Here is an 18,180-nt window from a genome sequence, read left to right as displayed (position 1 = left end):
CCCTGACGCCATGCGTGCCGTAGGCCTTCTGCTTAGCGAGCCGCGCTGATCAGTCCCGACCGGTGAGAACGCCTGGTCGGCATCGGCGCGGCGTCCCCTCCTGTGCGAGGGGATTTTTCGTTTCCGTAGACGCGTGTCCGTAGACGTGGGCGCCGGCAGATGACGATCGATGGAGCTTTGAGGATCATGAGCGAGACGAATTCCGCAGCCGACGTTGCTGCGCCGCACCGCTATACGGCAGCGATGGCCGCCGACATCGAGGCACGCTGGCAGGACTTCTGGGACGCCGAGGGTACGTACGAGGCACCGAACCCGACCGGCGACCTGGCAGGCGACCCCGAGCTGGCCGCCAAGCCGAAGAAGTTCATCATGGACATGTTCCCGTACCCCTCGGGTGCGGGACTGCACGTCGGCCACCCGCTGGGCTACATCGCCACCGATGTCTTCGCCCGTCACCAGCGGATGACCGGTCACAACGTGCTGCACACCCTGGGCTTCGACGCCTTCGGCCTGCCCGCGGAGCAGTACGCCGTACAGACCGGCACGCATCCGCGGATCTCGACCGAGGCCAACATCGAGAACATGACGGCGCAGCTGCGCCGACTGGGCCTGGGCCACGACAAGCGCCGCTCGTTCGCCACGATCGAGGCGGAGTACTACAAGTGGACCCAGTGGATCTTCCTGCAGATCTTCAACTCCTGGTACGACACCGAGGCGGACCGCGCCCGGCCGATCGCCGAGCTGGTCGCCCGGTTCGAGTCCGGTGAGCGCGCGACCCCCGACGGCCGCGACTGGAGCGCGCTGAGCGCCGCCGAGCGCGCCGACGTGCTGAGTGACCACCGCCTGGCCTACGCCTCCGACGCGCCCGTCAACTGGTCGCCCGGCCTGGGCACCGTCCTGGCCAATGAGGAGGTCACCGCCGACGGCCGCTCCGAGCGCGGCAACTTCCCCGTCTTCAAGGCCAAGCTGCGCCAGTGGAACATGCGCATCACGGCCTACGCGGACCGGCTGCTGAACGACCTGGACGGGCTGGACTGGCCCGAGGCCATCAAGCTGCAGCAGCGCAACTGGATCGGCCGCTCCGAAGGAGCGCGCGTCGACTTCCCGGTCGACGGCGCCGGCAGCATCACGGTCTTCACCACTCGCCAGGACACCCTGTTCGGCGCCACCTACATGGTGCTGGCGCCGGAGCACGAGCTGGTCGAACGGATCATCCCCGCCGCCTGGCCCGAGGGCACCCACCCGGTCTGGACCGGCGGGCACGCCACACCGGCCGAGGCCGTCACCGCGTACCGCAAGCAGGCCGCAGCCAAGTCCGACGTGGAGCGGCAGGCCGAGGCCAAGGACAAGACCGGCGTCTTCACCGGCGCGTACGCGACCAACCCCGTCAGCGGCGACCAGATCCCCGTCTTCATCGCCGACTACGTCCTGATGGGCTACGGCACCGGCGCGATCATGGCCGTGCCGGCGCACGACGCGCGCGACTTCGCCTTCGCACGCGCCTTCGAGCTGCCGATGCGCTGTGTCGTCCAGCCGTCGGACGACCGCGGTACGGACGCCTCGACGTGGGAGGACGCCTTCGGCTCGTACGACGCGAAGCTGGTCAACTCCGCGAACGACGAGATCTCGCTGGACGGCCTGGGCGTCGTCGACGCGAAGGCCAGGATCACCGACTGGCTGAAGGAGCACGGCGTCGGCGAGGGCACCGTCAACTTCCGGCTGCGCGACTGGCTGTTCAGCCGCCAGCGCTACTGGGGCGAGCCCTTCCCGATCGTGTACGACGAGGAGGGCATCGCCCACCCGCTGCCCGAGTCGATGCTGCCGCTGGAGCTGCCGGAGGTCGACGACTACTCGCCGCGCACCTTCGACCCGGACGACGCCGACACCCAGCCCGAGACGCCGCTGTCGCGCAACGCCGACTGGGTCAACGTCACGCTGGACCTGGGCGACGGCGCCGGCCCGAAGAAGTACCGCCGCGAGACCAACACCATGCCCAACTGGGCCGGTTCCTGCTGGTACGAGCTGCGCTACCTGGACCCGAACAACAGCGAGAAGCTGGTCGACCCGGCGATCGAGCAGTACTGGATGGGCCCGCGCGAGGGGCAGCCGACCGGTGGCGTCGACCTGTACGTGGGCGGCGCCGAGCACGCCGTGCTGCACCTGCTGTACGCCCGCTTCTGGTCCAAGGTGCTGCACGACCTGGGCCACGTCTCCTCCGTCGAGCCGTTCCACAAGCTGTACAACCAGGGCATGATCCAGGCGTTCGTCTACCGGGACAGCCGCGGCATCGCGGTCCCGGCGGCCGAGGTCGAGGAGCGCGACGGCGCGTTCTACTACGAGGGCGAGAAGGTCTCCCGCGTCCTGGGCAAGATGGGCAAGTCCCTGAAGAACGCCGTGACGCCCGACGAGATCTGCGGCGAGTACGGCGCGGACACGCTGCGTCTGTACGAGATGGCGATGGGCCCCCTGGACGTGTCGCGTCCCTGGGACACGCGCGCGGTCGTCGGTCAGTACCGGCTGCTGCAGCGGCTGTGGCGCAATGTCGTCGACGAGGAGAGCGGCGAGGTCACCGTCGTCGACACCGAGCCCGGCGAGGACACGCTGCGCGCGCTGCACAAGGCGATCGACGGCGTCGGCGGGGACATGGCCGGCATGCGCTTCAACACGGCCATCGCCAAGGTCACCGAGCTGAACAACCACCTGACCAAGGCGGGCGGCCCGCTGCCGCGACCGGTCGCCGAGTCACTGGTGCTGCTGGTGGCGCCGCTGGCGCCGCACATCGCCGAGGAGCTGTGGCGCCGGCTGGGTCACACCGAATCGGTCGTGCACCAGGACTTCCCGGTGGCCGACCCGGCGTACGTCGTGGACGAGACCGTGACCTGCGTGGTGCAGATCAAGGGCAAGGTCCGGGCGCGCCTGGAGATCTCCCCGTCGATCACGGACGCTGAGCTGGAGGCCCTGGCCCTGGCCGACCCGGCCGTCGTCGCCGCGCTGGACGGGGCGGGTATCCGCAAGGTGATCGTCCGGGCACCGAAGCTGGTGAACATCGTTCCGGCGTAGCTGCTGTCGGCCGTCGTTGTGACGGCGTGACGGTGTGAGGGCTTTCCCCTACGGGCAGGTTGGGGGTTCCATTGGAACCCTCAGCCTGCCCGTTCCGTTTACGGTGGAGGGGTCGGTGAAAGCGTGCCGGCAGCCGTCACACCATCCGAGGGGCGCTCATGGAAGCCGTGATCCTGATCCTGGGGCTGCTCGCCGTCATTTTCGTGGCCCTGGGCGTCTACGCGACGGTGAAGGTCGTGGGAGCGGCCAAGCGCGGGGTGGACCGCACGATCACGCAGGCGCGCCGCACCGTGGAGGACACCGCGCTGCGGGCGAAGAGCTACGGGCAGCTGGGCGTCGGCGGCGAACTGGCGCAGCTCCGTCTCGCCCTGCGCACCTCGATGCGTGCCACACAGGAGGCACTGCAGGCGGGCGTCGTCGAGGATCCCTCGCTGTCGGAGTCGCTGGGACTGTTCGAGCGACTCGGTGTGCACGGCCGTGAGCTGGACGAGGAGCTGAAGACACTGGAGCGCGAGCCCGACAGGGCGACGGTCACCTCGCGCCTGCCCGGACTGAAGGAGCGCACCGGGCGCATCACCCGCTCCGCGGATGCGCTGCGCTGGGCAGCGCGGGACCGGGCCCGGCAGTTCGCCGACGACGACCTGTCGGCGCTCAACGTGCAGATCGACGTGGAGGCCGGGGCGCTGCGGCACTGGACTACGGAGGAGCCGGGGCCGGGCCGGCCGGCTGACCAAGGCGTCCAGGAGCCGATGCGGGAGCCCGTGCGGGAAACGGCCCAGGAGCCCGGACCGCGCCGGAAGCAGGGACAGGGCCAGGGCCAGAGCCAGGGGCCGGGTGAGGACCGGACGGCGCAGGCCATCACGGCCCCGGACCCCCGGTTGCGGACCGGGTATCCGTGGCAGAAGTCGGCGCGGCCCGAGACCACGAACTGAAGGCGGAGACGGCAGCGACGGCGGAGGTCTTCACGGCCGCCGTTCGTGGCCGTTCGTAGCTGTTCGTGGCCGTTCGTGGCCAGTCGTCGGCTTTCGCGGTTTTCGCGCCCGCATGCGGGCGTATGCGGGCGTTCGGAACCGGTGGGGCGGACCCTGGCCTCTAGCGAATCTCGTGACGTCGGGTGAACGGGGATGGCAGGATGCGGCTCGAACCGACCGGAACTGATCAATCGCTCGGGGTCGGACTGCCGAGGCACCGCCCCGACGGGTAACCTCCCGCTCATGTCCCGCCATGTCGCGATCGTCACCGATTCAACGGCCTACCTGCCGCCTCAGGCGATGGAACGGCATGGCATCACCGCAGTGCCGCTGACCGTCGTCCTCGGCGATCAGGCGCTGGAGGAGGGTACCGAGATCTCGGCCCGCTCCCTCGCACTGGCGCTCCAGAAGCGCCGCCCCGTGACGACCTCGCGGCCCAGCCCCGAGGTCTTCGCCGCCGCCTACCGCGCGGCCGCGGACGCCGGGGCGAGCGGCATCGTCTCGCTCCACCTCTCCGCGGAGATCTCCGGCACGTACGACGCCGCGCTGCTCGCCGCGAAGGACGCGCCGGTGCCGGTGCGGGTGGTGGACACGGGCATGGTCGCCATGGCTCTCGGGTTCTGCGCCCTGGCGGCGGCGGAGGCGGCCGAGGCGGGCGGCAGCCTGGACGACGCGGTCGCAGCCGCCGAGAAGCGTGCGTCGGGCACCTCCGCGTACTTCTACGTCGACACCCTGGACTACCTGCGCCGTGGTGGCCGGATCGGTGCCGCCCAGGCCCTGCTCGGCTCGGCCCTTGCCGTGAAGCCGCTGCTTCAGCTGGACGGCGGCCGGATCGAGCTGCTGGAGAAGGTGCGGACGGCGTCGAAGGCCATCGCGCGGCTGGAGGAGCTCGTCGCCGAGCGGGCGGGCAGCGGCCGGGTGGACATCGCGGTACATCATCTGGCAGCCCCGGAGCGGGCCGAGCGACTGGCCGAGCGGCTGCGCGAACGAGTTCCCGGCCTGGTCGATCTGCATGTCAGCGAGGTGGGCGCGGTGATCGGCGCGCACACCGGCCCGGGGCTGCTGGGCGCTGTGATCTCGCCGCGCTGACCTCACTCCCCTGAGTGGCGGAGTTTTGCACAACAGGCCTGTTTTCCACCGGAATCGAGCGCGCTCAGCGGGTTTCGCCGGAAGTGCCTAGCGTCGTGAGGCATGGCTTCCCGATCACATCGTGCAACCAGCGGACCCGGCGGACCGGGGGAACTCAGCGGACCGGGCGGACCCGGCGGACTCAGCGGGCCGGGTGGGCCGAGTGGGCTGGGTGGTTCCATCGGTCGCGCCGGGCGTATCCGTCGATACGGCAGGGGCGTCGGCGGACCCGGCAGCGGGCCCGGGCGCCTGCCGGCCTCGGACGGGCGTGCCCGGCACGGCGCCGGACCCGGCCGACGAGGGCAGGCGAGGGCGCGCGCGGCTTCCGCTGCGGCCTCGCGCCGCCGCGCCGACGCGCTCATGGCAGGCGGATACGGGGGGCGTGTCGCGCGGCCGGTGGTGGGGGTGGGGTTCGGTACGGGGATCGGCCCGGGAGCATCCGAGGGCGCGGGCTCCTCGACGGCTGCGCCCGTGACCGGGGGTGCGCCCGTGACCGTGTCTGCGCCCGTGACCGGGGGTGTGCCTGTGACCGGGGCTGGAACCGTGATCGAGGGTGCGCCCGTGACCGGGTCTCCGCCCGTGATCGAGGGTGCGTCCGTGATCGAGGGTGCGTCCGTGACCGGGGCTGTGACAGTGCTCGAGGGTGCGCCCGTGACCGGGGCTGTGACCTCTATCCAGGGTGCGTCCGTGAGCGGGGGTGCGCCCGTGCCTCCTTCCTCGCCTCAGCCTTCGTCGTCCCCATCGGCAGACGCGCCGTTCCCCACGGCAGCCCCCTCGTCCTCAGCCGCGGGTTCGGCTTCCGCGGGGCGGTGGGCGCGGGGCGTGCTCGCGATGCGGGAGCGGCTGCCCATGTGGCTGCAGCTCAGATGCGGCCTGGAGCCGAGGACCCTTGCAGCGCTCACCGTTGTCCTGGTCGCGGCCGCGGTGTTCGCCGGAATGCACTTCCGGTCCGCGCGCCCCGAAGCCGTACGGGCCCCGGACCGTGTCGGCGAGGCCGCGCACGCGCCCGCGCCCGATCCGGAGGCGGTCCCGGATGCCGGTGGAGCCGGTACGCCCGAGCCGGCTCCCGGGCCACCACCCGTCACCGGTCCGGGCGGGCAGATCGTGGTGGACGTGAGCGGGAAGGTGCGACGGCCCGGGATCCATCGGCTGCCGTCCGGCGCCCGGGTCGCCGACGCGCTGCGTGCCGCGGGCGGGGCCCGGCCCGGGGTGGACCTCGACGGCCTCAACCGGGCCCGGGTGCTGATGGACGGTGAGCAGATCATGGTGGGAGCCCCACCGGGCCCGGCCGCCGCAGCCGGTACGGGAGGAGGCGCCGCGAATACGACAGCCGTCGGCGGCACGGGAACGGGCACAGGGCCGGGCACCGGACCGGTGAGTCTGAGCAGCGCGACGGCGGACCAGCTCGACACCTTGCCGGGCGTCGGGCCCGTCCTCGCCCAGCACATCGTCGACTACCGCACCCAGCACGGCGGATTCCGGTCCGTCGACGAACTCCGCGAGGTCAACGGCATCGGCGACCGCCGGTTCGCCGATCTCCAGCCACTGGTGCGGCCATGAGCGCCCAGGACGTCCACACGGCGTCGGGCCGGCGGCTGGGTGCCGCCGACCCGCGACAGGAGGGCCCGGTCGATCTGCGGCTGGTCCCGCCCGCCTTGGCCGCCTGGGCCGGTGCCGCGCTCGCCGTGGGCGCACCGGGGCGGTGGACGGCGGTAGGAGTGGTGCTCTGTGTCGGGGCCGCCTTGCTCCTGCTCGCCGTGCCGGGCCTCCCGCCACTTCGTATCGCACACGCCGCCGGAACAGACCCGGCGGACGCCCGGGGCGGCACGGCCGCCGGCCGTCGGCGCCTGCACACCACGGCTGCCGCGGCCGTACTGCTCTGCGCGGCGGCCGGGGCAGCGTCCGCCGGGCTGCACAGCGCGAGCGCGCGACAGGGACCCGTGCCCGGACTGGCCGGGCAGTTCGCCCGCATCGAGGCGGAGATCACCCTGACCTCCGATGCCCGCCGGACGTTCCCACGGGTACGCGGCGACCGCAGCACCCCCGCCTCCCTGCTCCTGGACGCGGAGATCACCCGGCTGACGAGGCCAGACGGCACAGCCACCCGGCTGCGTACGCCGGTGCTGGTCGTCGTCACGCCCGGTCGCGCGACGGCGCAGTGGCAGCAACTGCTCCCGTCCACCCGGCTGCGGATCGGCGGGCGGCTCGCGCCGCCGCTGCACGACGGAGAGCGGGCCGCTGCCGTGCTGCGCCCCGACGGCAAAGGGCCTCCCCGCATCACCGGTCCGCCCACCCGCCTCCAGCGCACGGCGGGCGGACTGCGCGCCGGTCTGCGGGCAGCGACCGAAGGGCTCGGCCCCGATGCGCGGGCACTCCTTCCCGGACTGGTCGTCGGCGACACCACGAGGGTCACGCCCGAACTGCACGATGCGTTCCGGGCGACCGACCTCACCCATCTGATGGCCGTCTCGGGCGCCAACCTGGCGATCCTGCTCGTCCTGCTCATCGGGCCACCCGGCAGCGCCCTGCGCGTCGAACGTGGCGGGCTGGCACCCAGGCTGGGGATCTCCCTCCGAATGACCGCACTGCTGGGTGGAGGGCTCACGCTCGCCTTCGTCCTCGTCTGCCGCCCCGAACCGAGCGTGCTGCGTGCCGCGGCCTGCGGCCTGATCACCCTGCTCGCCATCGGCACCGGGCGGCGCCGCACCCTGATTCCCGCACTGGCCGCCGCCGTTCTGCTGCTGGTGCTCTACGACCCGTGGCTGGCCCGCAGTTACGGCTTCGTCCTGTCGGTCCTGGCCACCGGGGCTCTTCTGACCATCGCACCGCGATGGAGCGAAGCGCTGCAACGGCGGCGGATGCCGCCGCGGCTCGCGGAGGCGCTCGCTGCCGCGGCCGCCGCGCAGGCGGTGTGCTCGCCGGTGGTGGTGCTGCTCGCCTCTCGGGTGAGCCTGGTGGCGATCCCGTGCAATCTGCTGGCCGAGTTCGCCGTGGCGCCTGCCACGATTCTCGGCTTCGCCACGCTGGCCCTGGCACCGGTGGCCATGCCGGTGGCCGAACTGCTCGCCCGGGTGGCGGGGTGGCCGGCCGGGTGGATCGCCTCCGTGGCGCGGGCCGGAGCGGCGCTCCCCGGGGCGGAGACCGACTGGCCCGACGGCCGGCCGGGTGCGCTGCTGCTGGCCGTACTGACCACGCTGCTGGTGCTGTTCGCCCGGCGCGTGGGACGCCGGCCCTGGATCTGTTCGGCCGCCGCGCTGCTGCTGGTGCTCGCGGTGCTCCGGCCGGTGCCGCTGACGCGGGTGCTGACCGGATGGCCGCCGCCCGGCTGGGCGTTCGTGATGTGCGATGTCGGGCAGGGCGATGCCCTGGTCCTGGCGGCAGGGGGCGGCTCGGGTGTGGTCGTCGACGCCGGGCCGGATCCCCGGCTCGCCGACCGGTGCCTGCGTGAACTGGGCATCACCCGCATCCCGTTGTTGCTGCTCAGCCACTTCCACGCCGACCATGTGCGGGGCCTGCCCGGCGTGTTGAGAGGCAGGGCGGTGGGCGCGATCCAGACGACGAGCCTGGACGAACCCCCGGAACAGGCCGCGTTCGTCAGGAGAACGGCCGCTGCGGCCCGTATCCCCGTGATCCGGGCGGTACCCGGTGAACGGCGCCGGATCGGCGCGCTCGACTGGCGGGTGCTGTGGCCGCCGGGCGGTGCCTCCGCGGGCCCGGCGGCCGGCCCCGTACCGCAGGATCCGAACGACGCCAGCGTCACCCTGTTCGTACGGGCGGGCGGAGTCACGCTGCTACTCCCGGGCGATCTGGAACCCCCGGCCCAGCAAGGGCTGTTGCGCAGCCTTCCGGCCCTGCCGCAGGTCGACGTACTCAAGGTCGCCCACCACGGCTCCGCGCATCAGGACGCCGCCCTGCTGCGCAGCGCCCGTCCGCGGTTCGCGCTGGTCAGCGTGGGCCGGGACAACCCGTACGGGCATCCGGCGGCACGGACGGTCGATGCCCTCACGGCCGGGGGAGCGGTGGTGCTGCGTACCGACCGGGACGGGGCGATCGCGGTGACGGGCACCGGGCCGGGGCTGCGGGCGGTGGGCCGGTCATGACGGGGCCCTCAGTCCAGCCACCGCCCGTCGGCCATCAGCTCACGGCCGGCCAGCTCGTTCTCCTCCCGCCAGGCCCTGACCGCGTACGGCGTGAACCGCAGGTACACCCAGGCGGAGCGGCCCCGCAGGTCCCAGTTCAGTTTGGTGGCGAAGGCGTCGCCCGACTCCACGGGAAGGTCCGCGCCCTCGACGACCTCTGCCGTCGCCTCGATGAGGACCACATCGCGGGTGTGGCCCAGCGCGATCCGGGCCTGCCCGGCCGGTGTCACGTTGACCGCCGTCGGGTTGGTGCGCCGGGTGGCCATCAGCAGGGTTTCCCGGTCCCACACGAACGACAGCGGAACCAGGGTGGGCACCCCGTCGGCCGAGGAGGTCGACACCCAGGCGTCCTCGTCCTTCTCCAGATGATCGAGCACATCCTGCTTGCGCTGTTCCCGGCTGCGCGCCGGCTCCGGATTCGTCATGCCCGCCACGCTAGTGAACGGGCAAGGCATCGCGCCTCAGCCGCCCGACCTAGGTCCTCTCGTTTGGATCAGGCCGGCCTGATCCAAACGAGAGGACCTAGGTCCACCGGCTCATGGCAGGGCGCCGCGTGCCGGGACAGACTGGCGGCATGGACCCGAGATCGCAGCAGACCACCGACTCCTACCTGGAGCGCATCGGTGCCGCCCGGCCCGCCCGCCCCGATGCCGCGGCACTGCGCGAGCTGCAACTGCGCCATCTCACCTCCGTGCCCTTCGAGAACCTCTCGATCCATCTCGGCGAGGACATCGTGCTGGAGGAGGAGGCGCTCCTGGACAAGGTCGTGGCGGACCGCCGGGGCGGGTTCTGCTACGAACTCAACGGGGCCTTCGCCGTGCTCCTGCGGGCGCTCGGCTTCCGCGTCACGCTGCTCCAGGCGCGGGTCCACGGTGACAACGGCCGGCTCGGCATCCCGTACGACCACATGGCGCTGTGGGTGGGGACGGACGACGGTACGGGCCCTTGGCTCGCCGATGTCGGCTTCGGCGACCACGCCCAGCAGCCGCTCGCACTCGACGACCGTACGGACCAGGAGGACCCGCGCGGCACCTTCCGGATCGGGCCGGCCCCCGCCGAGGTCATGGAGGGCGGCGGGGAGACCGAGGACGGCAGGTACACCGGGGACCGGGGAGACGCCGCCGGTTACGGGGACCTGGATGTGCTGCGGGACGGTACGCCCCAGTTCCGCCTGGATCCGAGGCCGCGGGCGCTGGCCGACTTCACGGCCGGGGCCTGGTACCACCGGACCTCACCCGATTCCAGCTTCACCAGGTCGCCGGTCTGCTCGCGCTTCACCGCCACCGGCCGGATCACACTCAAAGGCCGCAAGCTCCTCACCACGGTGGGCGCGGAGCGCCATGAGGCGCCGCTCGGGAGCGACGAAGAGGTGCTCGCCGCCTACCGGGAGCACTTCGGGGTGCACCTCGACCGGCTTCCCGCCGGCCGAGGGGCGGATGCGTCCGCGCCGAACGGGTGACACATGCAAACGGAACGGCCAATTCGGACCTTCGGTAACACCTCCACCCAAGCCCCTGCGAGCCCCTCTGTTTGCCTCGAACGCCACAAGGGTGATCGAATGCATGCTCGTCGGCGGGCCGCTGCTCCGACAACGACGTCCTGTCTTCCGGCCCGAGGTGAATCCCCCCGGGAGTGCGTGAAGATGTTCGGCCGTTGGCTCGGAAACAAGGCGGCGACGGGTGCCGTACGCGGCAACGCCCTCGCCGGACTCGACGTACCGCACTCCGCGGGAGTCCTCAGCTGCCGGGTGATCGACCCGGTCGACGAAGCCGTGCAGCAGGCCGATTTCGTGATCACGGACCGTGCGGGACGAAAGGTCATCGGCGGTGAGACGGACCCGTACGGCAGCGTTCTCGCCACGGTCCCGGCGGGGGAGTACCGGCTGGCCGTGACGGCGGAGGGCTTCACCCCGTTCCACGGTTGGGCCACGGTCGCCGAGGGCGGTCACGCGGGTCTCGGCGATGTGACCCTTCAGGTTTCCGCGCCCCCGCAGCTGCCCGACCCGGGCGAGTGGGAGATCGAGCCGATGCACTCGCAGATCGGCTTCACGGCCCGGCACATCGGGATGGCCCGCATCCACGGCCGGTTCAACACCTTCGCGGGCGCGGTGCGGATCGCCGACCGCATGGAGGACTCGGCCATGCACGTGATCATCGACGCCGCGTCGATCGATACGAACGTCCAGATGCGGGACGACCATCTGCGCTCGGGGGACTTCCTCGACGTCGGCCGCTTCCCGACGCTGGAGTTCTACAGCGAGCGCTTCGTCCACCGGGGCGGCACCCGCTGGGGCGTGAGCGGCGCGCTCACCCTGCACGGGGTGAGCCGCACGGTCACGCTGGACACCCAGTATCTCGGCCTGGGCAACGGCCTGGAGGGCGAGACCAGGGCCGCCTGCCGTGCCACCACCGAACTGCACCGTGAGGACTTCACCCTCACGTGGCAGACCATGCTGGCCCGGGGCATCGCCGCCGTCGGCTCCAGCATCTCGATCGACATGGACATCCAGATCGTTCCGAAGAGCTGACTCCGGGCTCCGGAGCGGTGCCCGAGCCGGCCCCGAGCCCCCTACGGGGCCTCCAGCCACCCCTCGTACTCCGCGGCAAAGGCGTCGAGCGCCGCGGGGTCCAGCCGGCGGTCCGGGTCCTCCACGACCACCAGCCACTGGGCGTCCTCGGCGTCGTCCTCGCCGGCCAGCGCGTCGCGTACGAGCTGCGGCTCCTCGGCGACCCCGAAGCGGTCGGCCAGCTCTCCGGACGCCTCCTGGGCGCTGTCGCGGTCGGGCAGCACCAGCACATGTCTCACATCGCTCACCCGCCCATTCTCCGGTACGGCCCGCGGTGTCCGGACGGCGGCCGCGGCCGGGCTGTCAGTGGCCCGTGGGATGCTGGACGGCGATGGCCACCAGAAGGAATTCCACCGACGACCCGCTCGCCCCTCTCACGCTCGCCGTGGGGCAGGAGGACCTCCTCCTGGACCGCGCCGTGCAGCAGGTGGTGGCGGCGGCCCGGGCCTCCGACGCCGACACGGATGTCCGCGACCTCACCTCCGACCAGCTCCAGCCGGGCACCCTGGCCGAGCTGACGAGCCCGTCGCTCTTCGCCGAGCGCAAGGTGGTGATCGTGCGCAACGCGCAGGATCTCTCCGCCGACACGGTCAAGGACGTCAAGAAGTATCTCGACGACCCGGTCGAGGAGATCACCCTCGTGCTGCTGCACGCGGGCGGCGCCAAGGGCAAGGCGCTGCTCGACGCGGCGCGCAAGGCGGGGGCCCGCGAGGTCGCCTGCCCGAAGACGACCAAGCCGGCCGAGCGGCTGTCCTTCGTACGGGGCGAGTTCCGGGCGCTGGGGCGCTCCGCGACCCCCGAGGCCTGTCAGGCGCTGGTCGATTCCATCGGCAGCGATCTGCGGGAGCTGGCGAGCGCGGCGTCGCAGCTCGTCGCGGATGTCGAGGGCACGATCGACGAGGCGGTCGTCGGGCGCTACTACACGGGGCGCGCGGAGGCGTCGAGCTTCACGGTCGCCGACCGGGCCGTCGAGGGGCGGGCGGCGGAGGCGCTGGAGGCCCTGCGCTGGTCGCTGTCGACCGGAGTCGCCCCCGTCCTGATCACCAGCGCGCTCGCCCAGGGTGTACGGGCGATCGGCAAGCTCTCGTCGGCGCGCGGGGGGCGGCCGGCGGATCTCGCCCGTGAGCTGGGCATGCCGCCGTGGAAGATCGACCGGGTGCGTCAGCAGATGCGGGGCTGGACGCCGGACGGGGTCGCGGTGGCGTTGCGGGCGGTGGCGGATGCGGATGCGGGGGTGAAGGGTGGGGGGGACGACCCTGAGTACGCCCTTGAGAAGGCCGTGGTGGCTGTGGCGCGGGCCGCGCGGGCGGGGCGGTAGCCCCGGAGGGGTGTGGCCCACGGTGTCCTCAAGCGCCGGACGGGCTTGAACTTGCCGTTCGGGCGTCCTCAAGCGCCGGACGGGCTTGGTTTTACCGGGCTCGGTTGTGAGCTGCGGGTCGGAGCGTGTCCTCAAACGCCGGACGGGCTTGAACTTGCCGGGCTGGATTTGGCCCCACGCATGAGCATGCCGAAGGCCCCGGTCGTGCCCCTGGGGAGGGGGACGGCCGGGGCCTTCGCTTTGCGCTTGGTGCGCCGCACCCGCGTGGCGAACGCAGGTTCGGTGTGCGGCGCGGGGGGCCGGTCAGGAGCGGGAGAGAGGGCCCGCTGTATCCGTTCCGGCGATCACATCAGAATGCTCAGCCCTGGAGGGTGGCAACCTTGGTGGCCAGCGCCGACTTCTTGTTGGCGGCGGCGTTCTTGTGGATGACACCCTTCGAGACGGCCTTGTCGAGGGCACGCGAAGCGTCGCGAACGGCCACGGTGGCCTTCTCGACGTCGCCCGCCACGACGGCCTCGCGGGCCTTGCGGATCGAGGTCTTGAGCGAGGACTTGACGGCCTTGTTGCGCAGGCGCGCCTTCTCGTTCGTCTTGTTGCGCTTGATCTGGGACTTGATGTTCGCCACGAAAAGAGCCTTTTCAGGTTCGTTGGATCTCCGATGTGTGTGTCCCGCGGCCCGAGAGCCACGAGGCACAGCTGTCCACGGTACCAGCCGCGCTCGGACCGGCCCAAACCGGTCGCTGCCCCGCAGGCGTGGGACGATGGAAGCTACGTACAGATCCGACCGACCCGACATCGACCCGAGACACGGCGTTCGGCGTCTCAAGAATCAGGACCCTGCGTGCCCGCGACTCCTCTCCACGTGCCCGAGCCGAGCCGTACCGACCCGGCGCTGATCCGCAATTTCTGCATCATCGCGCACATCGACCACGGCAAGTCGACCCTTGCCGACCGGATGCTCCAGCTGACCGGTGTGGTCGACCAGCGGCAGATGCGCGCTCAGTACCTCGACCGGATGGACATCGAGCGCGAGCGTGGCATCACCATCAAGTCCCAGGCGGTCCGGCTGCCCTGGGCGCCCACCACCGGTGAGGGCCAGGGCAGCACCCACGTCCTCAACATGATCGACACCCCGGGACACGTCGACTTCACCTACGAGGTCTCCCGTTCGCTCGCCGCCTGCGAGGGCACGGTCCTGCTGGTCGACGCGGCGCAGGGCATCGAGGCCCAGACGCTGGCCAACCTCTACCTGGCGATGGAGAACGACCTCACCATCGTCCCGGTGCTCAACAAGATCGACCTGCCGGCCGCCCAGCCCGAGAAGTTCTCCGAGGAGCTGGCCAACCTCATCGGCTGCCAGCCCGAGGACGTCCTCAAGGTCTCGGCGAAGACCGGTGTCGGCGTGGACGCGCTGCTGAACCGGGTGGTCAGGGACGTCCCGGCGCCCGTCGGCAAGGCCGACGCCCCGGCCCGCGCGATGATCTTCGACTCGGTCTACGACTCCTACCGGGGCGTCGTGACGTACGTCCGTGTCGTCGACGGCTCGCTGAACAAGCGCGAGCGCATCCGGATGATGTCGACCGGAGCCACCCACGAGCTGCTGGAGATCGGGGTCTCCTCCCCGGAGATGACCCCGTCCGACGGCATCGGCGTCGGCGAGGTCGGCTACATCATCACCGGTGTGAAGGACGTCCGGCAGTCCAAGGTCGGTGACACGATCACCTCCCTGGCCAACGGTGCGACCGAGGCGCTGGGCGGCTACAAGGACCCCAAGCCGATGGTGTTCTCGGGTCTGTACCCGCTGGACGGATCGGACTACCCGGACCTGCGCGAGGCCCTGGACAAGCTCCAGCTCAACGACGCCGCCCTGGTGTACGAGCCGGAGACGTCCGCCGCGCTCGGCTTCGGTTTCCGCGTCGGTTTCCTCGGTCTGCTCCACCTCGACGTGGTCCGTGAGCGGCTGGAGCGCGAGTTCGGCCTCGACCTCATCGCGACCGCGCCCAACGTGGTCTACCGCGTCGAGATGGAGGACGGCACCGAGCACATCGTCACCAACCCGAGCGAATTCCCCGAGGGCAAGATCGACAAGGTGCACGAGCCGGTCGTCCGGGCCACGGTCCTGGCGCCCAGCGAGTTCATCGGCGCGATCATGGAGCTCTGCCAGCAGCGCCGCGGCACCCTCCTCGGCATGGACTACCTCTCCGAGGACCGGGTCGAGATCCGGTACACCCTGCCGCTCGCCGAGATCGTCTTCGACTTCTTCGACCAGCTGAAGTCCAAGACCCGGGGTTACGCCTCGCTCGACTACGAGCCCACCGGCGAGCAGTCCGCCGACCTCGTCAAGGTCGACATCCTGCTGCACGGCGACAAGGTCGACGCGTTCTCCGCGGTCACGCACAAGGACAAGGCGTACGCGTACGGCGTCCGGCTCGTCGCCAAGCTGCAGAAGCTCATCCCGCGGCAGAACTTCGAGGTGCCGATCCAGGCGGCCATCGGTTCGCGCGTCATCGCCCGCGAGACCGTCCGCGCCATCCGCAAGGACGTCCTCGCCAAGTGCTACGGCGGTGACATCTCCCGTAAGCGGAAGCTGCTGGAGAAGCAGAAGGAAGGCAAGAAGCGGATGAAGATGGTCGGCAACGTGGAGGTGCCGCAGGACGCGTTCATCTCCGTACTGTCGACGGACGAGTCCGCCGGGGAGAGCAAGGCCAAGAAGTAGTCCGGCCCTTCCCTCTCCACCCCTACCGGTCGGTAGGTCGACGGGTCCCCGTAGCGCAGAACGCTGCGCCGCGGGGGCCCGTTCGTTATGAAGCGGGGCCCCGTTGCCTCTTACGCCGGGCGCGCGGGCGCTTTACTCTGATCACGGCTCCGTAGTTACTCGCGAGTTAAACAAGCGGGATCGCCGGTTGGACAAGCGGGTTCGGAGCTGAACAAGCGGGATCGCGGGTCGAGCAAGCGGGATCGCGAGCTGAACACGCAGGATCACCAGCAGAACAAGCAGGATCAGGCACGTAGACGCAAGCGGAGAGCAAGCCGCAACCAGCAGCCGGTCGTGAAGCACTGCCGCAGGCCCGGAGGATGTCGTGAGCGACACACAGACCATGATCGAGAACCGTCCGCCCTCCGTGGCGACCCTCTTCATCGACCGGGTGGCGGCCACCCCTGACGGGGAGGCCTACCGCTACCCCGTGCCCGCGCCCGCCGGCCAGGGCCCCGATGAGTGGAAGTCGCTCAGCTGGGCGCAGGCCGCCGAGCGGGTCTACGCCGTGGCAGCCGGGCTGATCGCTCTGGGCGTGCGGCCGGAGGAGCGCGTCGCGCTCGCCGCGAGCACCCGGGTCGAGTGGATCCTCGTCGACCTCGGCGTCATGTGCGCGGGCGCCGCGACCACCACGATCTACCCCTCGACCAACACCGAGGAGTCGGCGTTCATCCTCTCCGACTCCGAGAGCCGGGTCCTGATCGCCGAGGACGCCACGCAGCTGGCCAAGGCCCGCGAGCGCCGCGCCGAGCTGCCGGACCTCACCCATGTCGTCGTCATCGACGCCGAGGGCGCCGGACCGGCCGAGGGCGACCCGGAGGGCTGGGTCCTCACCCTGGCCGATCTGGAGGCCCTGGGCGCCGAGCACCTGGCCAAGAACCCGGACGCGATCCGTGAGCGCGTCGACGCGATCACCCCCGAACAGCTCGCGACCCTCATCTACACCTCGGGCACCACCGGCCGCCCCAAGGGCGTACGGCTGCCGCACGACAACTGGTCGTACATGGCCAAGGCCACCGTCTCCACCGGTCTGATCACCAAGGACGACGTCCAGTACCTCTGGCTGCCGCTCGCGCACGTCTTCGGCAAGGTCCTCACCTCCGGACAGATCGAGGTCGGACACGTCACCGCCGTCGACGGCCGGATCGACAAGATCATCGAGAATCTGCCCATCGTCCAGCCGACGTACATGGCCGCCGTCCCCCGGATCTTCGAGAAGGTCTACAACGGCGTGGCGGCCAAGGCCCGCGCCGGTGGCGGCGCCAAGTACAAGATCTTCCTGTGGGCGGCCGGCGTCGCCCGCGAGTACGCGAAGGTCTCCCAGGACAACTTCCGGCGCACCGGCACCGCCTCCGTACCCTTCGCACTCGGCGCCAAGCACAAGGTCGCCGACGCCCTCGTCTTCGCCAAGATCCGTGAGGCCTTCGGCGGCCGGCTCCGCGCCTGTGTCTCCGGCTCCGCCGCGCTCGCCCCGGACATCGGCTTCTTCTTCGCCGGCGCCGGGATCCACATCCTGGAGGGCTACGGCCTCACCGAGAGCAGCGCCGCCTCCTTCGTCAACCCGGGCGAGGCCTACCGCACCGGCACGGTCGGCAAGCCGCTCCCCGGCACCGAGGTCCGGATCGCCGACGACGGCGAGATCCTGCTGCGCGGCCCCGGCCTGATGCAGGGCTACCAGGGGCTGCCGGAGAAGACCGCCGAGGTGCTGGAGGCCGACGGCTGGTTCCACACCGGCGACATCGGTGAACTGTCCGTGGACGGCTATCTGCGGATCACCGACCGCAAGAAGGACCTGATCAAGACGTCGGGCGGCAAGTACATCGCCCCGGCCGAGGTCGAGGGCCAGTTCAAGGCGGTCTGCCCGTTCGTCTCCAACATCCTGGTGCACGGCGCGGACCGTAACTTCTGTACCGCGCTGATCGCCCTGGACGAGCCGACCATCCTCGGCTGGGCCGCCGAGAACGGCATGGAGGGCAAGTCGTACGCGGACGTCGTGGCGTCCCCGCGGACCGTCGAGCTCATCGACGGCTACGTGAAGCGCCTCAACGAGGGGCTGCAGCGCTGGCAGACCATCAAGAAGTTCCGGCTCCTGCCGCGCGACCTCGACATCGAGCACGGCGAGGTGACGCCCAGCCTCAAGCTCAAGCGGCCGGTCGTCGAGCGCACCTACAAGGACCTGATCGACGACATGTACGCGGGCTCCCGCGAGGCGTGACAACCGCCCGCTGAACCCGGGCCGAGAG

At 71.1% G+C, this 18,180-nt stretch carries 13 protein-coding genes; 10 read left to right on the top strand and 3 right to left on the bottom strand.

All coding sequences use genetic code 11. The features are described from left to right. Nucleotides 1-186: 186 nt before the first annotated feature. From leuS to OG782_RS11580, 5 genes are all read left to right on the top strand, one after another. On the top strand, nucleotides 187-3,060 hold the full coding sequence (gene leuS / locus OG782_RS11600) for a leucine--tRNA ligase (RefSeq protein ID WP_406449993.1): 2,874 nt from the start codon (nucleotides 187-189) through the stop codon (nucleotides 3,058-3,060). A 158-nt stretch (nucleotides 3,061-3,218) separates the two neighbouring features. Then, a complete protein-coding gene (locus OG782_RS11595; RefSeq protein WP_406449991.1) occupies nucleotides 3,219-3,992 on the top strand; it encodes a hypothetical protein in 774 nt (257 codons plus the stop codon). A gap of 282 nt (nucleotides 3,993-4,274) precedes the next feature. After that, nucleotides 4,275-5,120: a DegV family protein gene (locus OG782_RS11590; RefSeq protein ID WP_406449989.1), complete on the top strand. Its 846-nt coding sequence runs from the start codon at nucleotides 4,275-4,277 to the stop codon at nucleotides 5,118-5,120. Between the two features lie 870 nt (nucleotides 5,121-5,990). Beyond that, entirely contained in the window at nucleotides 5,991-6,719 is a 729-nt protein-coding gene (locus OG782_RS11585; protein WP_406458996.1) for a helix-hairpin-helix domain-containing protein, read from the top strand. After that, nucleotides 6,716-9,259 carry a ComEC/Rec2 family competence protein gene (locus OG782_RS11580; protein WP_406449987.1) on the top strand — a complete coding sequence of 848 codons (2,544 nt, stop codon included), beginning with the start codon at nucleotides 6,716-6,718 and terminating at the stop codon, nucleotides 9,257-9,259. Before OG782_RS11585 ends, OG782_RS11580 begins: the two co-directional genes overlap by 4 nt. A gap of 8 nt (nucleotides 9,260-9,267) precedes the next feature. On the opposite strand, the gene OG782_RS11575 is transcribed toward OG782_RS11580, so the two are convergent. Next, entirely contained in the window at nucleotides 9,268-9,723 is a 456-nt protein-coding gene (locus OG782_RS11575) for a pyridoxamine 5'-phosphate oxidase family protein (protein WP_406449985.1), read from the bottom strand. Between the two features lie 149 nt (nucleotides 9,724-9,872). Here OG782_RS11575 and OG782_RS11570 point away from each other — a divergent pair, with 149 nt between their 5' ends. Beyond that, nucleotides 9,873-10,757 (top strand): arylamine N-acetyltransferase, encoded by an 885-nt coding sequence (locus tag OG782_RS11570; RefSeq protein WP_406449983.1) that lies wholly within the window; start codon nucleotides 9,873-9,875, stop codon nucleotides 10,755-10,757. Between the two features lie 183 nt (nucleotides 10,758-10,940). After that, the gene (locus tag OG782_RS11565) at nucleotides 10,941-11,825 is read left to right on the top strand and encodes a YceI family protein (protein ID WP_406449981.1); all 885 of its coding nucleotides are present in this window, start codon (nucleotides 10,941-10,943) and stop codon (nucleotides 11,823-11,825) included. Nucleotides 11,826-11,866: 41 nt separating this feature from the next. On the opposite strand, the gene OG782_RS11560 is transcribed toward OG782_RS11565, so the two are convergent. Then, nucleotides 11,867-12,112 (bottom strand): hypothetical protein, encoded by a 246-nt coding sequence (locus OG782_RS11560; RefSeq protein ID WP_406449979.1) that lies wholly within the window; start codon nucleotides 12,110-12,112, stop codon nucleotides 11,867-11,869. Between the two features lie 83 nt (nucleotides 12,113-12,195). On the opposite strand from OG782_RS11560, the gene holA reads away from it, so the two are divergent. Next, nucleotides 12,196-13,182: a DNA polymerase III subunit delta gene (gene holA, locus OG782_RS11555; RefSeq protein ID WP_406449977.1), complete on the top strand. Its 987-nt coding sequence runs from the start codon at nucleotides 12,196-12,198 to the stop codon at nucleotides 13,180-13,182. Nucleotides 13,183-13,540: 358 nt separating this feature from the next. Here the strand turns inward: holA and rpsT are convergent, their stop codons facing one another. Next, entirely contained in the window at nucleotides 13,541-13,807 is a 267-nt protein-coding gene (rpsT, locus tag OG782_RS11550) for a 30S ribosomal protein S20 (RefSeq protein ID WP_136325190.1), read from the bottom strand. A 216-nt stretch (nucleotides 13,808-14,023) separates the two neighbouring features. Here rpsT and lepA point away from each other — a divergent pair, with 216 nt between their 5' ends. Further along, nucleotides 14,024-15,898, top strand: a complete 1,875-nt coding sequence (gene lepA, locus OG782_RS11545) for a translation elongation factor 4 (RefSeq protein WP_406449975.1) — start codon at nucleotides 14,024-14,026, stop codon at nucleotides 15,896-15,898. Nucleotides 15,899-16,262: 364 nt separating this feature from the next. Beyond that, on the top strand, nucleotides 16,263-18,152 hold the full coding sequence (locus OG782_RS11540) for an AMP-dependent synthetase/ligase (RefSeq protein WP_406449973.1): 1,890 nt from the start codon (nucleotides 16,263-16,265) through the stop codon (nucleotides 18,150-18,152). Nucleotides 18,153-18,180: the final 28 nt, after the last annotated feature.

The organism is Streptomyces sp. NBC_00876 (assembly GCF_045207435.1).
GTDB lineage: Bacteria > Actinomycetota > Actinomycetes > Streptomycetales > Streptomycetaceae > Streptomyces.
This window is presented reverse-complemented; position numbering and strand designations above follow the sequence as displayed.